This is a genomic window from Rhizobacter sp. (assembly GCF_031412075.1).
Classification (GTDB): Bacteria; Pseudomonadota; Gammaproteobacteria; order Burkholderiales; family Burkholderiaceae_C; genus Rhizobacter.
On record NZ_JANOCG010000682.1, the window covers coordinates 1 to 20278 of the forward strand.

The 20278-nt window shown below is 66.3% G+C and carries 18 protein-coding genes; 8 read left to right on the top strand and 10 right to left on the bottom strand.

Features of this window, described 5'->3' with window-relative positions:
• Positions 1-353 (top strand): DUF2339 domain-containing protein (locus RMO40_RS25240; RefSeq protein ID WP_309726710.1); only part of this gene is annotated, 353 nt, incomplete at its 5' end.
• Positions 343-1731, top strand: coding sequence for a DUF3999 family protein (locus RMO40_RS25245; protein ID WP_309726712.1), 1389 nt, complete (start codon positions 343-345; stop codon positions 1729-1731). The genes RMO40_RS25240 and RMO40_RS25245, both read left to right, overlap by 11 nt.
• A 50-nt stretch (positions 1732-1781) precedes the next feature.
• Here RMO40_RS25245 and RMO40_RS25250 read toward each other — a convergent pair whose 3' ends face one another.
• The 3 genes from RMO40_RS25250 to RMO40_RS25260 are packed head-to-tail and all read right to left on the bottom strand — an operon-like array spanning position 1782 to position 5034.
• Entirely contained in the window at positions 1782-3116 is a 1335-nt protein-coding gene (locus RMO40_RS25250; protein ID WP_309726714.1) for a hypothetical protein, read from the bottom strand.
• Positions 3113-3889, bottom strand: coding sequence for a response regulator (locus RMO40_RS25255; RefSeq protein ID WP_309726716.1), 777 nt, complete (start codon positions 3887-3889; stop codon positions 3113-3115). Before RMO40_RS25255 ends, RMO40_RS25250 begins: the two co-directional genes overlap by 4 nt.
• A gap of 8 nt (positions 3890-3897) precedes the next feature.
• Positions 3898-5034 (bottom strand): histidine kinase, encoded by a 1137-nt coding sequence (locus RMO40_RS25260; protein WP_309726718.1) that lies wholly within the window; start codon positions 5032-5034, stop codon positions 3898-3900.
• Positions 5035-5154: 120 nt separating this feature from the next.
• On the opposite strand from RMO40_RS25260, the gene argH reads away from it, so the two are divergent.
• Positions 5155-6588, top strand: a complete 1434-nt coding sequence (argH, locus tag RMO40_RS25265; RefSeq protein ID WP_309726720.1) for an argininosuccinate lyase — start codon at positions 5155-5157, stop codon at positions 6586-6588.
• 44 nt (positions 6589-6632) lie between these two features.
• On the top strand, positions 6633-7499 hold the full coding sequence (locus RMO40_RS25270) for an alpha/beta hydrolase fold domain-containing protein (RefSeq protein ID WP_309726722.1): 867 nt from the start codon (positions 6633-6635) through the stop codon (positions 7497-7499).
• 100 nt (positions 7500-7599) lie between these two features.
• On the opposite strand, the gene RMO40_RS25275 is transcribed toward RMO40_RS25270, so the two are convergent.
• The 6 genes from RMO40_RS25275 to polA all read right to left on the bottom strand — a co-directional run bounded on the left by RMO40_RS25275 (position 7600) and on the right by polA (position 15280).
• On the bottom strand, positions 7600-8829 hold the full coding sequence (locus tag RMO40_RS25275) for an ABC transporter substrate-binding protein (protein WP_309726724.1): 1230 nt from the start codon (positions 8827-8829) through the stop codon (positions 7600-7602).
• Between the two features lie 79 nt (positions 8830-8908).
• Positions 8909-9898, bottom strand: coding sequence for an ABC transporter permease subunit (locus tag RMO40_RS25280; protein ID WP_309726726.1), 990 nt, complete (start codon positions 9896-9898; stop codon positions 8909-8911).
• Position 9899: 1 nt separating this feature from the next.
• Positions 9900-10769: a branched-chain amino acid ABC transporter permease gene (locus RMO40_RS25285; RefSeq protein WP_309726729.1), complete on the bottom strand. Its 870-nt coding sequence runs from the start codon at positions 10767-10769 to the stop codon at positions 9900-9902.
• 3 nt (positions 10770-10772) lie between these two features.
• Entirely contained in the window at positions 10773-11489 is a 717-nt protein-coding gene (locus RMO40_RS25290) for an ABC transporter ATP-binding protein (RefSeq protein WP_309726731.1), read from the bottom strand.
• Positions 11486-12289, bottom strand: coding sequence for an ATP-binding cassette domain-containing protein (locus tag RMO40_RS25295; protein ID WP_309726733.1), 804 nt, complete (start codon positions 12287-12289; stop codon positions 11486-11488). Before RMO40_RS25295 ends, RMO40_RS25290 begins: the two co-directional genes overlap by 4 nt.
• A 180-nt stretch (positions 12290-12469) precedes the next feature.
• Positions 12470-15280, bottom strand: coding sequence for a DNA polymerase I (gene polA / locus RMO40_RS25300; protein ID WP_309726736.1), 2811 nt, complete (start codon positions 15278-15280; stop codon positions 12470-12472).
• A gap of 122 nt (positions 15281-15402) precedes the next feature.
• Here polA and RMO40_RS25305 point away from each other — a divergent pair, with 122 nt between their 5' ends.
• The 4 genes from RMO40_RS25305 to RMO40_RS25320 all read left to right on the top strand — a co-directional run bounded on the left by RMO40_RS25305 (position 15403) and on the right by RMO40_RS25320 (position 18908).
• The gene (locus RMO40_RS25305) at positions 15403-16254 is read left to right on the top strand and encodes a DNA ligase (RefSeq protein ID WP_309726739.1); all 852 of its coding nucleotides are present in this window, start codon (positions 15403-15405) and stop codon (positions 16252-16254) included.
• Between the two features lie 112 nt (positions 16255-16366).
• Complete coding sequence (locus RMO40_RS25310; RefSeq protein ID WP_309726741.1) at positions 16367-17326, top strand: homoserine kinase; 960 nt, start codon at positions 16367-16369, stop codon at positions 17324-17326.
• 11 nt (positions 17327-17337) lie between these two features.
• Positions 17338-18153, top strand: a complete 816-nt coding sequence (locus RMO40_RS25315) for a BPSS1780 family membrane protein (protein WP_309726744.1) — start codon at positions 17338-17340, stop codon at positions 18151-18153.
• On the top strand, positions 18150-18908 hold the full coding sequence (locus RMO40_RS25320; protein WP_309726747.1) for an SDR family oxidoreductase: 759 nt from the start codon (positions 18150-18152) through the stop codon (positions 18906-18908). The genes RMO40_RS25315 and RMO40_RS25320 overlap by 4 nt, the downstream gene beginning before the upstream one ends.
• A 90-nt stretch (positions 18909-18998) precedes the next feature.
• Here the strand turns inward: RMO40_RS25320 and RMO40_RS25325 are convergent.
• The coding region (locus RMO40_RS25325; RefSeq protein ID WP_309726749.1) for an alkaline phosphatase PhoX at positions 18999-20278 on the bottom strand (1280 nt) is incomplete at its 5' end.

Sequence of the window (20278 nt, forward strand, 5' to 3'; positions counted from 1 at the left end):
TTGCGATCTACACCGGCATGGTGCTGCGCATCTGTCATCACTGGGCTGGCGTGCCCTGGGAGGCCGATGCACTGTTCGACTCCACGCTCACGCAGGCCGCACTGTCGGTGGCCTGGTCGATCGTCGGTGTGGCCTTGATGCTGCTCGGCCACAAGCAGCTGCAGCGTGTGGTGTGGGTGGTGGGCGCGGCGCTGCTCGGCGTGGTGGTGCTCAAGCTCTTTTTCGTGGAGCTGGCCGACCGCGGCGGGCTCTACCGCATCGTGTCCTTCATCGTGGTGGGCCTGCTGTTGCTGCTGGTGGGCTACTTTGCCCCGGTGCCACCCAGCCGCAAGGAGAACAACGATGTGGCGTGAACGCTCTCTCGCCGGCTTGCTCGCGATCTGCACAGCCAGCGCCATCGCCGGTGAAGCCGCGCTGGTGTTGCAAGGCCCGGCGGTGTACCACGGGCTGCGCGTGCCGCTTTCCGTGATGGCCCAAACGCGGTTTGCCGACCTGGGCGACATCCAGGTGCTCAACGCACGCGGCGAACCGGTGCCGCACGCCTGGGTCGATGAGCCCGGCGGGCCCACGGCGCAAGAACATCGGCAAGCCGTGCCTTTTTTCAAGGCAGCTGCTGCCGCATCGGCGGTCGACGCCGCGCAACAAGGCGGCTGGATCATCGACACCCGCAGCGTCAAAGGCGCGCTGCTGACGCTGCAGCTGAGCGTGGCACCCGGCACACAGGGCATCTACGGCTTCGTGCTTGAACACAGCAACGACCTGCAACGATGGAGCACGCTGCAGCGCGCCGCGCAGCTGCTGTCGCTGCAACACCAAGGCTTGCGGTTGGAGCACAGCGCGTTCGAGCTGGACGGCCTGCGCGCGCGCTACCTGCGCCTGCGCCCGCTGCCCGGCAACACACCCCCACCGCTCAGCGGCGCCCGGGTGGTCAGCGTGAGCCACCATCACGCCGCGCCACCGTTGCAATGGAGCGAGCCCATCGCGCCCAGCGAATGCAGCGCACAACACTGCGACTACTCCCTGCCACGCCACCTGCCGCTGGAGCGGCTGCAATGGCAACTGGCTGCCGCCAACACCCTCGCGCCGTTGCAGTTGCTGGTGCAGTACGACCGCAGCGCGGGCGCCTCCACCCAACCCGCGCGCCGCCACCGCCACCGCGACCACCTCAAAGACACGCTCAAGGGCGTGCGCAGCAAAACCTCGCCACAGCCCACCGCCGAAGCAGCCGCCGTGTGGAGCCCGCTGCAAACCACCACCGCCTATTGGCTGCGCCTCCCGGAAGGCGAAGTGCGCTCGCCCGAGCTGGCGTTGAACGCGGGGCTGGTGACACGCCTGCGCGTGCAACCGGTGGGCGGCATGGTGCAGCTCGGCGCCACACCGCCGACGATCCGCGTCGGTGCGCGACCGGCAGCGCTGGTGTTCCTGGCGCGCGAGCCGGCGCCGTTTCGGCTGGCCTGGGGGGGTGAGCTGTCGACCAGCGCCCTCACGCTCGCTCAACTGATGCCGACACGCCAGCCCGCTGATGCCCTGCCCAGCGACACCGCCACCGTGGTGATCGCCGCCTCGCCCCCCACCGCTGCGGCGAGCGCGGCAGCTCAAGCGTCGGCGGCCACGTCGGCACCGGGCCCTGCGCCTTCACGCAAGTTCTGGCTGTGGGGTGTGCTGCTGGCCGCGCTGGCCCTGATGGGTTTCATGGCCTGGTCGCTGCTGCGACCGGGCACCAAGGCTTAGGGCCGGTTCACACTAAATGAGCACCCGCGCTCATTTAGTGTGAACAGGCCCTAGGGTTTCAACGCCGCGCTGCTGGCCGCACTGGCGGCGCGCAACGCAGACGATTCGCGCTGCTTGCGCGCCAGCACCGCCACCGGCTCGGGCGACTGCTTCAAGGCGCGTCGCATCGCGCCGAGCTCGCCGTGCTGGCCCATCTCGGTCAGCTGGTTCAGCGTGCGAACCAGCCCGGTGCAGCTCCAGCGCTGGGGTACCGCACTCTGGTCGTTGAGCTGCAGCAAGGCGTCACGCTCGTCCTGCAAGGCAGCCAATCGTTCGGCCGGCCAGCCCGCACGCTGGCCGATGCTGGTGCCCAGGGCCACATCCATCAAGCTGCTGCCCTTGTTGACCAGCACCTCGGCCATGGCCGAACACACCTGCTGGCGGTTGGCGTCGCGCACTTCGGCCACCGAGCAGTACTGGCTCGCCGGCACGAACGGCATCAATGCCTCCGCTTCGAGGCTCAGCACCTCGCCCGCCAAAGCCACCTTGTCGAGGATCGGCAGCTCGGGAGGAAGCTTGGCGAGAACCAGGCCGGTCAACGCACCCCAGTGCGCATCAGACCGCGCGGCGCGCGACACACGAAACAGCGCCTCGGCGGCGGTGGGGGCCTCGCGGCGGTCGCCCGCGTCGGCGGCCACATACAACCACGGCACGGCGTTGTCGGGGTCGAGCCGCGCCCATTGTTCGGGCGAGAGCTGCAGGCACACGCCCTCCTTGCGGTGGCTCTGGCAAGCATTCATGGCCAGGGCGTAGACCTTCGGCGAGCGGGTGGTCAGCGCCATGCTGGCCAGCGCATCACGCGCCACCAGGTCGGAGCGCAAGCGCCCGCCCGGGTTGGGGGCGGGCGCGGTGCGCTGCGCGCAGTCGGCGGTGTCGCAAGCTTCGTCAGCAAACTGCGGGCGGCCGGCGCTCATGAGCAGCAGCCCGGCCGCACGCGCGACCTCATCGGGGCTGTTGGCGAGTGTGGACAACAGCCGCTCGCGCGCACGCCGCGCGGCAAACCGAACCGGCGCCATGTCTTTCGGCTGCCCGGTGTCGTCGGCCTTCACACGGCCGAGGCCGCAGATCTCGGTCTCGCCGGGGGCCAGCGGCGCACTCGCCGGCAGGGCCGGGTGCCGGGCCGACGACGCTGCCCAGGCGCCGAGGGTTGCACCATTGACGTTGGCCAGCATGTCCTGCAGCGAGGTTTTGCCCATCGATTCGGCCGGCGCGAGCGGCGACAACTCGTCGCCCACGCCCGACACCCAGGCCTGCCACCCCAGGGCCGCCAGCGCGACCAGGATCAACACCACGCCCAACCACGTGGCCCGCGAGCGCGGCTCCGCTGCGTCGACTTCGATGCTCACACCCCACCCTCCGCAATCGCTTCCTTGACCGCCGCGACCTGGCGGCGCGAGACCGCCAGCCATTCATCCACCGGGGCCACCCGCACCACCCAGCCTTCGGCGGCTTCGTCGCCCTCTTCGGCGGGCATCACCCGGCGCTCCAGCGCACGCAGTGCACGGCGAGCCACCAGTGCATTGCGGTGGATGCGCAAGAACCGGTCGCCCAGGCGCTGCTCCAAATCGGTGAGCGCATCGTCGAGCACGTGGGTGTGGCTGGCGGTGCGCAGCGTCACGTACTTCAACTCGGCCTTGAGGTAGAGCACCTCGGACACCGGCACGCGCACCTTGCGCCCCAGCTCGTTGACCAGGATCACCGGCTCCGCCTCGTCGCTGGCCGCTGGCTCGGCTGTGCGTGTGCCCAGGCGCTGCGCCACCCGCTGCAAGGCCGCCTGCAGGCGCTCGCGGCGCACGGGCTTGGTGAGGTAGTCGACGGCTTCGAGGTCGAAGGCCTGCAAGGCGTGCTCGGCATGCGCCGTCACGAACACGATGGCCGGCGGTTTGGGCAGCTGGCGCAGGCGGGCGGCAAGCTGGGTGCCGTCGGGGCCAGGCATGTGGATGTCGAGCAGCACCAGGTCGCATTCATGGGCGCCGATCCAGGCCAGCGCCTGGCCGGTGTTGCCGGCCTCGCCGACCACCCGTGCCTTGGGTGAGGCGCACTCGCCCACCAGGCTGCGCATGCGAAGGCGCGCGAGCTCTTCATCGTCGACCACCAAAACTCGGAGTTCTTCGGTCATGGCGTTCGTCAAAGGGGAATGATGATCTGCACACGGAACACATCACGCTCCAGGCGCGTCTCAAACTGCGCCGCCACGTCGTGCATCAGCCGCAGGCGCTCGCGCACGTTGCGCAGCGCCATGCCGGTGCCGGGCCGCGAGGCCTGCTTGGGCAAGGTGTTGACGATGCTCACCACCGCATGCGCGCGTTTCACCCGCGTGCGGATGCGGATCACGCCGCCGTCAGCCGCCGGCTCCACGCCGTGGCGCACCGCGTTTTCGACCAGCGGCTGCAGCAAGAGCGGCGGCACACGGGCGGAACCGGCGTCGTCGTCGAGCTCCCAGCTCACCTGCAGCCGCTCGCCAAAACGCACCTGCTCGATGGCCAGGTAACGCTTGGCCAGCGCCACTTCGTCGGCCAGGCTCACCGACTCGCCGCTCTCGGTGAGCGCCACCCGAAACAGCTCGGCCAGGTCTTCGAGCAGGTGCTCGGTGCGCGCGGGGTCGAGCCGCGCGAGCGTGATGGCGGTGTTGAGCGTGTTGAACAGAAAGTGCGGGCGGATGCGCGACTGCAGCTCGGCCAGCCGCGCCGTGGTGTCGGCCGGCAGGCGAGCGCGTGCGCGCAAGGTGAGCCAGTAAAAGAGGGCCGCAGCGAGCGCCGCTCCGCCCAACAAAGGCGCCGGCCAGGGCACGCCACCACCGAGCAGGCCGAGGCCTCCCATGGCTTGCAGCCCCCAGCCAAACCCTCCGCTGACTGCGCCCAGGCCCACCGCCGCCACCCACTGCGCAGCCGTCGACCAGCGCGCCAGCGAGCGCTTGAGCAAACAGGCCACCACCAGCCACAACAGCACCGCCGGCAAGGCCATGCTCGCCGCCACGGCCAGCAGCGTGAGCCAGGCCCGGAAGTCGATCGAGGCGAACGACACCCCCACCGCCAGCGAGATGTGCACAAACAGCAAGGCGCGCAGCACCACCCCGACGTGGCACACATCGAACGCCGACCCGGCGCCAGGCTGGCCGCGCGCCGCGGCCTCGAAAGGGCCGAAGCCTGTCGGGCCGAAGATGCTGCTGCTCTGCATGGAGTCGCCCGAGCGTGTGGACTCCGGCCCCAGGCTGGCCGGGCGGCTGCTCTTGACGGATGCGTCTTGGGGGTGGGGTTCTGCCATGGGGTGCCGAATAGAATCGGGCGCTGCACTGGGTCGTGCAGCGCATTGTCGCCAAGTCCCGTCGCTCGGCAACCCGGCCTACCAAGCGTTACACCCGCCGCCTCCCCCCTGAACCGCCCCATGTCTGACAACCAACTCGACAAAAAATCCCAAGCGTGGTCTGCGCTCTTCTCCGAGCCCATGAGCGAGCTGGTCAAGCGCTACACCTCGAGCGTTTTTTTCGACAAGCGCATGTGGAAGGCCGACATCGCAGGCTCCCTGGCCCATGCCGACATGCTGGCCGCGCAAGGTGTGATCGCCGCGAGCGACCTGGCCGACATCCAGCGCGGCATGGCGCAGATCACGCAGGAGATCGAATCCGGCGCCTTCGAATGGAAGCTCGACCTCGAAGACGTGCACCTCAACATCGAAGCCCGGCTCACCACCCTGGTGGGCGACGCCGGCAAACGCCTGCACACCGGCCGCTCGCGCAACGACCAGGTGGCCACCGACGTGCGCCTGTGTCTGCGCGACGAGATCGACACCATCACGCCGCTGCTCCAGGCGATGCAGCTCGCGCTGGTGGAGGTGGCCGAGAAGAACGTCGACACCATCCTGCCGGGTTTCACCCATATGCAGGTGGCGCAGCCGGTGAGCTTTGCCCACCACCTGCTGGCTTACGTGGAGATGTTTGCCCGCGACACCGAGCGCCTGGCCGATGTGCGCAAACGCGTGAACCAGTTGCCGCTGGGCGCCGCCGCCTTGGCCGGCACCAGCTACCCGCTCGACCGTGAGCGTGTGGCCAAGACGCTGGGCTTCGACGGCGTGTGCCAGAACAGCCTCGACGCCGTGAGCGACCGCGACTTCGCGCTCGAGTTTGCGTCGTTCGCCTCGATCACCATGGTGCACGTGTCGCGCCTGAGTGAGGAGATCGTGCTGTGGATGAGCCAGAACTTTGGCTTCATCGACCTCGCCGACCGCTATTGCACCGGCTCGTCGATCATGCCGCAGAAGCGCAACCCCGACGTGGCCGAGTTGGCGCGTGGCAAGAGCGGCCGCGTGGTCGGCCACCTGATGGGCCTGCTCACGCTGATGAAGGGCCAGCCCCTCACCTACAACAAGGACAACCAGGAAGACAAGGAGCCGCTGTTCGACACCGTCGACACGGTGCGCGACACGCTGCGCATCATGGCCGAGATGGTGGGCGGCACCCTCGACCCGGAAACCGGGGCGAGGTCTGGTGGTATTCGCGTCAAGAAAGACGCGATGGAGCGCGCCGCCCTCAAGGGTTATGCCACCGCCACCGATCTCGCCGATTACCTGGTGAAAAAGGGCCTGCCCTTCCGCGACGCGCATGAAACGGTGGCCCACGCCGTCAAGACCGCCATCGCGCTAGGCTTGGACCTGAGCGAGCTGCCACTGGCCACGCTGCAAGGTTTCAACGCCGCGATCACCGACGACGTGATCGGCGTGTTGAGCCTGCACGGCTCGCTCAACGCGCGCAACGTGCTGGGCGGCACGGCGCCAGCCCAGGTGCGCGCGCAGATTGCGCGGCACAAGGCACGGCTGGGTTGAGCCCCATCGCATCCGGCGGCGCGGGTTCTGCGTAAAGTGACCCCATGAACCGAACCCGACGCCTCGCCCTCGCCGCCACCACCCTCGCTCTCACAGGCTGCGCGGCAGGGCTCAACAAGCTCACACCCTCGTCCACCTACACGCTGACCGGCGGCGTGAATTACGGCTCGCTGCCGCGCCAGCAACTCGACATCTACCAGCCCACCAGCCCCGCCCCGGCCGGCGGCTGGCCGGTGGTGGTGTTCTTCTACGGCGGCTCGTGGAACTGGGGCGCCCGCAGCGAATACCAGTTCGTCGGCGAAGCCCTGGCCTCGCGCGGCGTGCTCACCTTGGTGGCCGACTACCGGCTCTACCCCGAGGTTCGCTACCCGGCGTTCCTCGAAGACAGCGCCCAGGCCGTTGCCTACGGCTTGCGTGAGGCCCGTCGCTTGGGCGGCAACCCCAAGCGGGTGTTCGTGATGGGGCACAGCGCCGGGGCCTACAACGCGGCCATGCTGGTGCTGGACGGGCGCTGGCTGCAAGCCGCAGGGCAGTCGCCTGCAGCCCTCGCAGGCTGGGTGGGTCTGGCCGGGCCGTATGACTTCTTGCCGATCAACAACGTGAATGCACAGCCGGTGTTTTATCACCCCAACTACCCGGCGGGCTCGCAGCCGTTCGAATACGTGCGACCGGGTGCACCGCCTGTGTTTCTGGGCGCGGCGCGGGGCGACAAACTCGTCGACACCGAGCGCAACACGCTCGGGCTGGCCGCACGCTTGCGAGCGGTGGAAGTGCCCGTCACGCTGGAGATCTACGAGCGCATCGACCACGTGTTGCTGGTCGCTTCGATGGCGTGGTCGTTGCGCTGGATGGTGCCGGTGCTCAACGATGTGACGGCCTTCGTGAAGCGGGGCGATCTCGCGCTGAAGTAACTCGCAGCGTTCGTCATTCCCGCGAAGGCGGAACGACATACCCCAAAAAGCGAGAGAGCCGCCCGAAGGCGGCTCTCTGAAACGTGCATCGCGCGCCAGCTCAGTCGGCAGCGCCGATCACGTCGCCGAAGCCTTGCCACTGCGTCCCGGTGAACTTGGCCAGCTGGCCTTGCTCCATCAGGAAGTAGTCGGTCGGCGAGGTATTGACCAGCATGCCGGGCAAGAGCAGCGGCAGCTTGAAGTTCTTCAAGCTGGCGGCCTGCTTCATCACGTTCTCGCGCGTGAGGTCGTTGCCGCACTGCTTGAGAATCTGCACCATGGTCTGCGCCGAGATGTAGCCGTACATGTTGCTGGCGTCCTTGGGGTCGCCATCACGGTAGTAGCGGCCCATGAAGGCACGCCATTCGAGCATGGCCGGATCGTCCTTCCACTGCGGGTCGTTCGGGTCCTTGTAGTACTGCAGCGTCATCAGGTCCTTGGACTTCTCAACCCCGGCCGGGATCAGCACCGAGCCGATGGAGGCGCCCACGTTGTTGATGATGTGCAGCGGCTTCCAGTCGCTGTCATAGGCCTTGCGGATCGCCTGCGCGGCGAACTTGGGCGTGGTGATGTTGATGAAGGTGTCGGCGCCCGATGCCTTCAGCGTGAGGATCTGCGAATCGACCGTCGGGTCGGCCACCTCGTAGGTCGCTTCGGCAACGATCATCTTCGCGCCCTTGGCGCCGAGCCCGTCTTTCACGCCCTTGAGCAAATCCTTGCCGTAGTCGTCGTTCTGATACAGCACGGCGATCTTGGCATTGGGCTTGTTCTTCATCAGCCACTTGGCGTAGATCGTGCCTTCGGCCTGATAGCTCAGGTTGAAACCCATGGTCCACGGAAAGTTCTTCGGGTCGCCCCACTTGGTGGCACCCGTGGAGAGCAGCAGGTGCGGCACCTTCTTGGCGTTCACGTACTTGTGGATCGCGCTGTTGGGCGGCGTGCCCAGGGTGTTGAACAGCGCCAGCACTTCCTCCTGTTCGACCAGCTTGCGCACCTGCTCCACGGTCTTGGGCGGGCTGTAGCCGTCGTCAAGGCTGATGAGATTGATCTTGCGGCCGTTGATGCCGCCCTGATCGTTGATCATCTTGAAGTAGGCCAGATGCAGCTTGCCGATGGTGCCGTAAGCCGAGGCCGGGCCGCTGTAGGGCATGGTCTGGCCGAGCTTGATCTCTTTGTCGGAAGCGCCGGGGCCGTACTTGGCCTGTGCAGACGCGTTCACGTGGACCAGTGAGACGGCAAGCGTGGCACACGCCGCCGCCCACTGCGCAAGTTTCAAGTTCCTCGATGTCATGTTGCTTCCTTTCAGACTGTCGAACACACACTGGAGAGGCCGGTGTACGCAACTCAACGCGCCAAGCCTCGCGAACGGCTTACTGAGTTACCCGCCTTCGTAGAAACCGAGCCTTCACGATGCGCACGAAGCCCGCCACACCTGTGGGCATCACGTACATGAAGGCGATCAGGAACACGCCGTAGATGGCCCAGGGCGCGGCCTTGGAGATTTCGTCGGCCACGTTCGGGATGAACTGGATGAACAGCGCGCCGTAGATCGCCCCCGAGATCGACGACAAGCCGCCGATCACCACCCCGATGAACAAGGTGAACGACAGGAAGATGCCGAACGAATCGGGCGCCACGAACTGCACGACGATGGCGCCCAGCGCGCCGGCAATGCCGGTGTAAAGCGCCGAGACACCGAAGGTGAGCGACTTGTACATCGCGGTGTTCACACCCATGGCCTGCGCCGCCACCGGCTGGTCGCGAATCGCCACCATCGCCCGGCCGACACGGCCGCGCAGCAGGTTCCACGCGACGACGAACAGCAACACCGTCCAGGCCAGCACGAAGAAATACAGCCACTGGTCTTGCGAGATCTTCAGCCACTCGGGCGGGTCGGGCTTGATGATCACCAGGCCTTGCGAGCCGCCGGTCCAGTGTTCGAACACCTTGTGCTTGAGGATCTGCGGCATGGCAATGCCCAGCGCCAGGGTGGCAATCGACAGGTACAGGCCTTCGAGCCGCAACGCCGGCAGCCCGAACAGGAAACCCGCCACCAGGCACACCACACCGGCGATCGGGATCGTGAGCCAATAAGGGACGTTGCCCTTGTCCATCAGGATGGCGGCCGTGTAGGCGCCGATGGCATAAAACGCGCCGTGGCCGAGCGAGATCTGGCCGTTGAAGCCCATCAGCATGTTCAGCCCCAGGATGGCAATGGCATAAGCCAGGGCCAGGGTGAGCTGGAAGACGCGGTAGTTGGCAATGAAGAACGGCAGCACGCAGACGCCTGCCAGCAACAGCGCCAGGCCGATCAGCTGGTTGCGACTCAGGGCCGGTTTGTGAGTGGTGGCGGTTGTCATCTCACACTCTCGAAACGTTGACTTTGCCGAACAGGCCGGACGGTCGTATCACCAGCACCGTGACGATCAGGATCAGGGCAATGGTGAACTTGAGTTCGTTGCCCAGGTAGGTGCCGACCACGTTTTCAAGGATGCCGACCAGGAAGCCGCCGACGACGGCTCCACCCGGGCTGTCGATGCCGCCCAGCAAGGCCCCGGCAAAGGCATACAGCAACACGCCGCCCATCATGTTGGGTTCGAGGTAGACGACCGGCGCGATCATCATTCCGGCCACACCCCCGATCGCCGCCGCCAGGCCCCAGCCCAGCGCCAGCATCCAGCCCACACGCACACCCACCAAGCGGCTCGATACCGGGTTTTGTGCGGCAGCGCGCATGGCCAACCCGAGCGGCGTGAACCGAAAGAAGACGAACAGCAACAACAGCAGCACGAAGGTGATGCCCATGGTGCCCAGCTCATGCGAGGACAGGTAGCGGTTGCCGAACAGGGGCTGATCCGGAAACGGGCTCGGGAAGGGTTTGATGGTGTACGAGAACACCCAGCCCGCAACGCTGTTGAAGATGACCAGCAGCCCGATGAAGACCGTCACGACCGACAGCACCGGTGCATGCTCCACTGGCCGGATGATCACGCGCTCGATCACCACCCCGGCGACAAAAGACACCGTCACCGTGATGAAGAAGGCCGCCCAGTACGGCATGCCGGACTGCAGCAGCGTCCAGGCCAGGTAGGTGGCAAACATCGCCATCTCGCCCTGCGCAAAGTTCACGTGGTGGGTGGCCTGGTAAATCATCACCAGCGCCAGCGCCATGCTGGCGTAGATGCCCCCGGTGGCCAGGCCGGACAGGATTTGATGGATCAACAAGTCCATGGATCAGTAACCCAGGTAAGAGCGACGTACCGACTCGTCGCTGCGAATCGACTCCGACGTGCCCGAGGTGACCACGCGGCCGGTTTCGAGCAGGTAGGCGTGGTCGGCGAGCTTGAGCGCGAGAGAGGCGTTCTGCTCCACCAGCAGCATGCTGATGTGGTCCTTCTCGTTGATGGCCTTGAAGATGCTGAACATCTCTTGCACCACCAGCGGCGCGAGTCCGAACGAGGGTTCATCCAACAGCAAGAGCCGCGGCCGCAGCATCAGCGCGCGCGACACCGCAAGCATCTGCTGCTCACCACCCGAGAGCGTGCCGGCCTGCTGCTTGCGTCGCTCCTTCAGGCGCGGGAAGTAGGTGTACATGCGCTCGTAGTCGAGCTCCACCTCGGCGCGGTCCTTGCGCGTGTACGCACCCATGCGCAGGTTTTCTTCGGTCGTGAAATTGAGGAAGGTGCCTCGGCCATCGGGCACGTGGGCCACGCCCATGCGCACGATGCTTTCGGTGGCCTTGCCGTCGATGCGTTCACCGCCCAGCAACACCTCGCCCTGCGCCTTGACCATGCCGCACACGGCACGCAAGGTGGTGGTCTTGCCGGCGCCGTTGGCCCCGAGGATGGTGGTGATGCCACCCGCCTTGACGTCGAAATCGAGACCGTGCAGCACCTTGGTCGGGCCGTATTGGGCGTGCAGGCCGCGCACTTGCAAGAGGATGTCGCTCATGCTTCTGTCCCCAGGTAAGCCTTGATCACCTCGGCATTGCTTTGCACCTCGGCCGGTGTGCCGTCGGCGATCTTGCGGCCGAAGTTGAGTGCGACCACCTGGTCCGACACACGCATCACCAGGTTCATGTGGTGCTCCACCAAGAGGATCGTCAGCTTGAGCTCTTCGCGGATGTGGCGCAGCAGCTCCATCAGGGCTTCGACCTCTTCGTGGTTCAGGCCGCCGGCCGGTTCGTCGAGCAGCAGCAGCTTGGGCTGGGTGATCAGCGCGCGCGCCAACTCCACCCGCTTTTGGGTGCCAAACGGCAGGTCGGCGACAGGCGTCTCACCGACTGCGCCCAGATCGAGCAGCGCAATGATTTGCTCGACGTGGGCGCGCAGGCGGTCTTCTTCACGCCGCACTTGCGGCAGGCGAAAGGCGTTGGCGAGATAGCCCGTGCTGGTGCGGCTGTGGCCGCCGAGCAGCACGTTTTGCCGCACGCTCATCGTGCGGAACAGCGCCAGGTTCTGGAAGGTGCGGCCGATGCCCAGCGAGGCAATGCCGTGCGGCGGCGTCGCAGTGAGCGGTGTGCCTTCGAAGTTGATCTGGCCTTCGCTGAAGTTGTAGAGGCGAGAGAGGCAATTGAACAGCGTGGTCTTGCCCGCGCCGTTGGGCCCGATCAGCCCGACGATCCTGCCGCCGGTGACCGAAAACGAAACCTTGTCCAAGGCCGTGATGCCGCCAAAGCGCACGGTCACGTCGGTGACCTCCAGCAGCGGCGGTGTGGTGCGCGCGTCGATTCGATCTCTCCCTGTGTGCAACCCGGCTTGTTCTGCAAAGCGAAACAGATGTCTGTTATTCGCCCAGGCCAAACGCCAGGAGACGCGATTTTTAGTGTGGAAGGCCACACAACGGGAGAGGGGTCTTACCCCTAAGGGGCTGCCCAGGGAGTTGTTCTCCTAGGGCTCAGTTCCGCTTTGCAGAACAGAGGCCTGCGGATTTCAGTGGGCCTGGTCCCAGTTCGGGCCGACACCCACCTCGGCGAGCAGCGGCACCTTGAGTTGCGCCACGCTGGCCATCAAGCGCGGGATCTCGGCACGCGCCCAGTCCAACTCAGCGTCGGGCACCTCGAACACCAACTCGTCGTGCACCTGCATCACCATCAGCGTGCTGCGCTGTTGCGCGTCGAGCGCAGCCTGCACGGCGATCATCGCGAGCTTGATCAGGTCGGCCGCCGTGCCCTGCATCGGCGCGTTGATCGCCTGGCGCTCGGCACCGGCCTTGCGCGGACCATTGCCGCCGTTGATCTCGGGCAGGTAAATGCGGCGGCCGAACAGCGTCTCGACATAGCCGCGTTCCTTGGCCGAGGCCTTGGTGTCGTCCATGTACTGCTTCACACCGGGGTAGCGCGCGAAATAACGCTCGATGTACTGCGAGGCCGCACCGCGCTCGATGCCCAGGCTCGCAGCCAGGCCGAACGCACCCATGCCGTAGATCAGCCCGAAGTTGATCGTCTTGGCATAACGCCGCTGCTCACTGGTGACGGCCGCAGGCTCGATGCCGAACACCTCGGCCGCAGTGGCACGGTGCACGTCCATGCCTTCGGCAAAGGCCTTGAGCAGGTTCGCATCGCTGCTGATGTCGGCCATGATGCGCAGCTCGATCTGCGAGTAATCGGCGCTGACGATCACATGCCCCGGTGGCGCGATGAAGGCCTCGCGCACACGCCGGCCTTCTGCCGTGCGGATGGGGATGTTCTGCAGGTTGGGGTCGTTGCTCGACAAGCGCCCCGTCACCGCCACCGCCTGCGCGTAGTTGGTGTGCACACGGCCGGTGTGGGGGTTGATCATCAGCGGCAGCTTGTCGGTGTAGGTGCCCTTCAGCTTGGACAGGCTGCGGTGCTCCAGCAGCTTGGCCGGCAGCGGGTAGTCCTCGGCGAGCTTGTCGAGCACCTCTTCGTCGGTGCTGGGCGCGCCGCTCGCCGTCTTCTTGATCACCGGCAGGCCGAGCTTGCCGAACAGGATCTCGCCGATCTGCTTCGGTGAACCCATGTTGAAGGGCTGGCCGGCAAGTTCATGGGCTTCTTTTTCAAGCGCCAGCATGCGCTCGCCGAGCTGCTGGCTTTGTTGTGCCAACAAGGCCGAGTCAATCAGCACACCATTGCGTTCGATGCGCTGCAAGATGGCGGCCACCGGCATCTCGATTTTTTCGTAGACGTAGCGCAGGCCGGCGTCGACCTCGACCTGCGGCCACAGCGCCTGGTGCACCTGCAGCGTCATCTCGCTGTCTTCGCAGGAGTACTGCGACGCCTTTTCGATCTCGACCTGCGCAAAGGGGATCTGGTGCGCGCCTTTGCCGCACACGTCTTCATAACTCAGCCCGCTGCGGCCGATGTGGCGCTGGGCGAGGCTCTCCAGGCTGTGCGGCTTGTGCGCTTCGAGCACGTAGCTTTCGAGCAGCGTGTCATGCACATAACCACGCACCGTGATGCCGGCGTTGGCGAGCACGTGGCTGTCGTACTTGATGTTCTGGCCGAGCTTGGGCGCGTCGGCGTTCTCCAGCCAGGGTTTCAGGCGGGCGAGCACGCTGTCCACCGGCAGCTGGTCGGGTGCGCCGGCGTAGCTGTGGCGCAGCGGGATGTAGGCCGCTTCGCCCGGGCTCACGCTGAGCGAGATGCCGACGATCTGCGCGCGCATGCCGTCGAGTGAATCGGTCTCCGTGTCGAGCGCGACGAGCGGCGCCGACTCGGCCTTGTCGGCCCACAGCTCCAGCTCTTCCAGGGTCAGCACGGTGGTGTAGCTGCGGTTGACGGTCGAGGGCGCCGGTGGCTGCGCTGGCGTGTCGTTGAACATGTCGCCTTGTGGCGTGATCTTGGGCGGGGGCTTCGGTGACGTGGCAGCAGCGGGCGCTGCCGGGGTGCCAAGCGCGTCTTCGAGCTCGCGCCTCCAGGTCTTGAAACCGAACCGGTTGTAGAAGTCCAGCAGCGCCACTTTGTCGACCGGCTTCAACGCCAGTTCGTCAAATGAGGGCCAGCCGGGCACGTGGTCTTGCAACTCGCAGTCGGTCTTGACCGTCACCAGCTTGCGGCCGGTGGGCAGCCAGTCGAGTGCCTTGCGAAGGTTCTCGCCGGCCACGCCCTTGATCTTGTCGGCGGCGTCGATCACACCTTGCAGCGAGCCGTATTCGGCGATCCACTTGGCTGCGGTCTTGGGGCCGACCTTCTCGACACCGGGCACGTTGTCGACCGCATCGCCCATCAGCGTGAGGTAGTCGACGATGCGGTTGGGCGGCACGCCGAATTTGTCAGCCACAGCTTGCACGTTGAGCCGTTCGTTGCTCATGGTGTTCATCAAGCTCACGTGTTCGTTGACCAGCTGCGCCAGGTCTTTGTCGCCGGTGGAGATGACCACCTTCTGCCCCGCCTTGGCCGCCAGCTCCGACAAGGTGCCGATCACGTCGTCGGCCTCCACACCCGGCACCGTGAGCACCGGCCAGCCGAGCAGCTTCACCACCTCGTGGATCGGCTCGATCTGCTGCACCAGGGGCTCGGGCATGGGCGAGCGCTGGGCCTTGTACTCGGGGTACCAGTCGTCGCGAAAGGTCGGGCCCTTGGCGTCGAACACACACACGGCGTGCAACGGTTTCACGTCTTGCACCGCCTTCTTCATCATCGCCACCATGCCGTGGATGGCGCCGGTGGGCACACCCTCGGGCCCGCGCAAGTCGGGCAGCGCGTGGTAGGCGCGGTAGAGGTAGCTGGAGCCGTCGACCAGCAGCAGCGGGCCGTCGTTTTGGAGGGTGGCGTCGTTCATGCGGGCGATTGTCGGGGAAGTGCGCGAGCCTCATCACCCATGCGGGTGTGCCCCCTCTGGCGGGCTTGGCGGGGTGCCATGCGGCCCTTAGCCTGCGCACTTCTTTTCACCCGCACGAAACCATGCTGCACCCGACCCCACCCCGCCGTGCCCTGCTGATGGCCTTCGGCGCGTGCTGGCTTGCACCCCGCACCCTCCATGCGGAAGCTCGGCCGTTGATGCTCGCCAATCTCTATCGCCCCGAACTGCCACTGGCCGACTACTGGGTCAGCGAAAAGTACGACGGCGTACGCGCCTGCTGGGACGGCTCGCAGCTGTGGACCCGCCAAGGCCACCGCATCTCAGCGCCACGGTGGTTCACCGCCGGCTGGCCCACGCAGCCTCTCGACGGCGAACTGTGGGCCGGGCGTGGGCGCTTCACCGCCGCCTCGTCCGCCATCGCCAAAGATGCGCCAGACGATGCTGCCTGGCGCGAGCTGCGCTACATGGTGTTCGACCTGCCCGCGCACCCCGGCCGCTTCGACCAGCGCCTGGCCGACCTGCAGCGACTGCTGGCCGAGAACAAGGCGGCGTGGCTGCAAGCCGTGCCCCAACACAAGGTGACCGACGACGCCGAACTGCAAGCGCTGCTGCTTCACACCGTGCGGCAAGGCAGCGAAGGCTTGATGCTCCACCGCGGCGCTTCGCTCTACCGAGGTGAACGCAACGACGACCTGCTCAAACTCAAGCAGCACCTCGACGCCGAAGCCACCGTGGTCGGGCACGTGCCGGGCAAAGGCAAGTACCGAGGCATGCTGGGTGCGCTGCAGGTGCAAACATCGCAGGGCCTGAGGTTCAAGCTGGGCAGCGGGCTGCGCGACGCCGATCGCGCGTCGCCCCCACCCATCGGCAGCCAGGTCACCTACCGCTACCGGGGCCTGCACACCGATGGCGTGCCACGCTTCGCGAGCTTTGTGCGGGTGCGGCTCGATTGACGAAGCGCACACACGCGGCGCGACGGCGCACCACGGAACCCCCTGCCTACAATGCAGGCCATGATTTTCTTGCCCAGCCCCTTGCTGTCCTGGCCCATGGCCCCGCGCTGACATGGCCGTCTTCACCGAAGTCTCTTTCGACGCTGCAGCCGCGTTGTTCAAACGCCTGCCCGTGGGCGAACTGAGCAGCCTCAAGGGCATCGCCTCCGGCATCGAGAACACCAACTACTTTGCCGACACTGCGCAAGGCCGCTACGTGCTCACGCTGTTCGAGCGCCTGAGCCACGAGCAGCTGCCCTTCTACCTGCACTTGATGAAGCATCTGGCGCAGCACGGCGTGCCGGTGCCCGACCCGCAGGCCGACGCGAATGGCGAGATCCTGCACACGCTGTGCGGCAAGCCGGCGGCCGTGGTGAACCGCCTCACTGGCGGCCACCAACTCGCACCCGACGTGAGCCACTGCGAAAGTGTCGGCGCCATGCTCGCACGCATGCACCTGGCTGGCGCCGACTACGAGCGCCACCAGCCCAACCTGCGCGGCCTCGCCTGGTGGGCCGAGACCGTGCCGGTGGTCGCACCATTTCTCAGCGCCGAGCTGCGCACGCTGATCGAGAGCGAGCTCGCCTACCAGCAACAGGTGGCCGCCTCGGCTGCCTATGCGGCGCTGCCGCGCGGCCCCATCCACGCCGACCTCTTCCGCGACAACGTGATGTTCGAAGGCCACCAGCTCACCGGCTTCTTCGACTTCTATTTCGCCGGGGTCGACACCTTCCTGTTCGACATCGCCGTGTGCCTCAACGACTGGTGCACCGACCTCGAAAGCGGCCGCCTTGCCGAAGAGCGCGCCGTGGCCTTCGTGGCCGCCTACAACGCGGTGCGTCCGCTCAGCTCGGGCGAGCGCCGCCTCATGCCCGCGCTGATGCGCGCGGCCGCGCTGCGCTTCTGGGTGTCGCGGCTGTGGGACTATCACCTGCCGCGTGACGCGACCGTGCTCACCGCCCACGACCCCACGCACTTCGAGCGTGTATTGGCGCACCGGGTCACCGAACCCTGGCACCCCGCCCTGATCTGAATCTGACACCCATGAAACTTCAAATCGTTCCCGCCAGCCGCGGCGCACAGTGGGTACGGCAGGGCTTTGCCGTGTTCTTCAGCCGACCGCTCGCGTTCATGGGCCTGTTCGGCCTGTGGCTGATGGGCACGCTGGTGGCGCAGCTGTTGCCCTGGGTCGGCTTCCTGCTCGTCTGGGGCACCTTGCCCCTGGTCACGCTCGGTTTCATGCTGGCCACGCAGCTGGCGCTGCAAGGCCGTTTCCCCACCTTGAAGGTGTTCGTGCTGCCCCTGCGCAGCGGGCCCGCAAAGAAGCGCGCGCTGTGGCAACTGGGAGCGCTGTATGCGGGGTTGATGGTCGTCGTGGCGCTCATCTATGTCTGGATCGACGGGGGCCGGTTCCAGGCGGCCATGCAGGCCACGATGGAAAGCGGCAAGGCCAGCCCCGAGAGCCTCGACGCCCTCTTCTCCGACGACCGTGTGCAGTTGAGCCTGCTGTGGATCACCGCCGCCATCAGCCTGCTCAGCCTGCCGTTCTGGCATGCGCCGGCGCTGGTGTATTGGGACGGCCAGCCCGCCGCCAAGGCGATCTTCTTCAGCACCGTGGCCTGCTGGCGCAACAAGGGGGCGTTTGCCGTGTATGTCTTGACCGGCGCCGGCGCCTTGACGGCCCTGGCGTTTGCCAGCTCGCTGCTGATGCTGTTGCTCGGCCAGCCGGGGCTGGCCATGATCGTGATCCCGCCGCTGGCACTGAGCTTCTACGCGGTGTTTTACGCCTCGCTGTTCTTCACCTTCGTCGACTGCTTCGAGATGCCGCCGACCCCTGCTACCGAGGAACCTACATCATGAACGCGCCACAGAAGATCGCCCTGGTCACCGGCGCGGGCACCGGCATCGGCCGCGCCACGGCGCTGGCGCTGCTGCGTGCGGGCTACGGCGTGGTGCTGGCCGGGCGCCGCGCCGAGCTGCTGCACAAGGCGGTGGCCGACGCAGGTGATCTGGGCCCCAACGCCCTGGCCGTGGCCACCGACGTGGGCAACCCCGATTCGGTGAAGGCCTTGTTCGACGCCACGCACGCTCGCTTTGGCCGCCTCGACCTGCTGTTCAACAACGCCGGCAGCGGCACGCCGCCGATGCCACTCGAAGACCTGAGTTATGCGCAATGGAAGGCCGTGGTCGACGTCAACCTCACCGGCGCTTTCTTGTGCACACAGCAGGCCTTTCGCCTGATGAAGGCCCAGTCACCGCGCGGCGGCCGCATCATCAACAACGGTTCGATCTCGGCGCACGCGCCGCGGCCGTTCACCGCGCCGTACACCGCTACCAAGCATGCGATCACCGGCCTCACCAAATCGACCTCACTCGATGGCCGTGCTTATGACATCGCCTGTGGCCAGATCGACATCGGCAACGCCGCCACCGAGATGACCGAGCGCATGGCCAAGGGCATTCTCCAGCCCAACGGGCAGATGATGGTCGAGCCGCGCATGGACGTGGAGCACGTGGCCAACGCCATCGTGCAGATGGCCTCGCTGCCGCTCGAATCGAACGTGCAGTTCATGACCCTCATGGCCACCAAGATGCCTTACGTGGGGCGCGGCTGATCGGCCCGGGCGGGGTTGGATGAAAAAAAGCCGCGGGCGATTGGGAAATCGCCCGCGGCCCACTCTCTTCTTCGTTCTAACTCAAACAGCTCAGCTGCCGATGCGCCCGCCGTCGTTCTTGGTGATCGCGATGGTGGCTGAGCGGGGGCGGGCCGTCGCACCGCCCGCGCCGTAGCCGGCGTTGCCCGGCCAGTGGCTCTTGTAGAGCGCCGGGGTGTTGATGTCGCTCACGGCATCGAGCGCTTCACCCGGGTGCTGGATGTTTGCAAACAGGGTGCGGCCGTCGGGCGTTTCGGTGCAGCCGGTCAGTTCGCAATCCACCGGGCCCACCAAAAAGCGCTTGAGGGTGGTGGCCGTCGGCAGACGCCCCACGTAGGTGTCCAGGGCCAGTGTCGTGCCGTCAGCGCGGGTGTAGTTGAGGGTGCGTCTGGCGCCATCGCCCACCACGCCCGGCACACCGGCCAGCATCATGCAGTTGGTGCGGTCGGTGTAGGAGCCATCGTCCGTCTGAATCCAGCACAGGCCGGTGTTCTTGCTGAACCACATGCCATCGGGACTGGAAAAATCCTGGTCGTTGGTGAGCGCGGAAATGTTGACCCGCGCGGCGTACTCGGCCACCTTGATGGCGTAGTCGGTGTCGCTCATACCGGCCGGCTTGGGGTCGAGTTCGGCCTGGGCACCGAACAGGTACACGTCCCACGCGAAGGTGGTCGCAGCCGACTCGCCGGCGGTTTCAGCCATGCGGATGATGTGGCCGTTGATGTTGCCCGGCGCGCCTGCAGCACCGCCGGCATAGCCGTCGGCGTAAGCACGCGGGGTGGCGCCGTTGAGACCCATTTGCGACGAGCCGCTCGGTTCGAGCTTGCGGTTGCTGTTGTTGGTGAGCGTGTAGTAGATCTCGCCGGTGGTCGGGTGCACCGCACACCATTCCGGCCGGTCCATCTTGGTGGCGCCCACGGCGTCGGCGGCCAGTCGGGCATTCACCAGCACGTCGGCCTGGTCGGCGAATGTGTAGGTGGCGTAGCCCGCGATCGCAGCGTTGGCGATGTGGAGCTCGACCCACTCGCCGCTGCCGTCAGCATTGAACTTGGCCACGTAGAGCTTGCCGCTATCGAGGTATTTGTCGCCGGTGGTGATGCGGTTGGCGGGGTTCGCATCGGCTGCAGCCCAGTTCGCGGTCGAGACGAACTTGTAGATGTACTCACCACGCGAGTCGTCGCCCATGTACACAGCAAGCGGCTTGCCGACCACCTGCCGGCTGAAGGCGGCGCTCTCGTGTGCGAATCGGCCCAGTGCAGTGCGCTTCTTGATGGCGACAGCCTTGTCATAGGCGTCCATCTCAACGATGTAGCCAAAGCCGTTCAACTCAT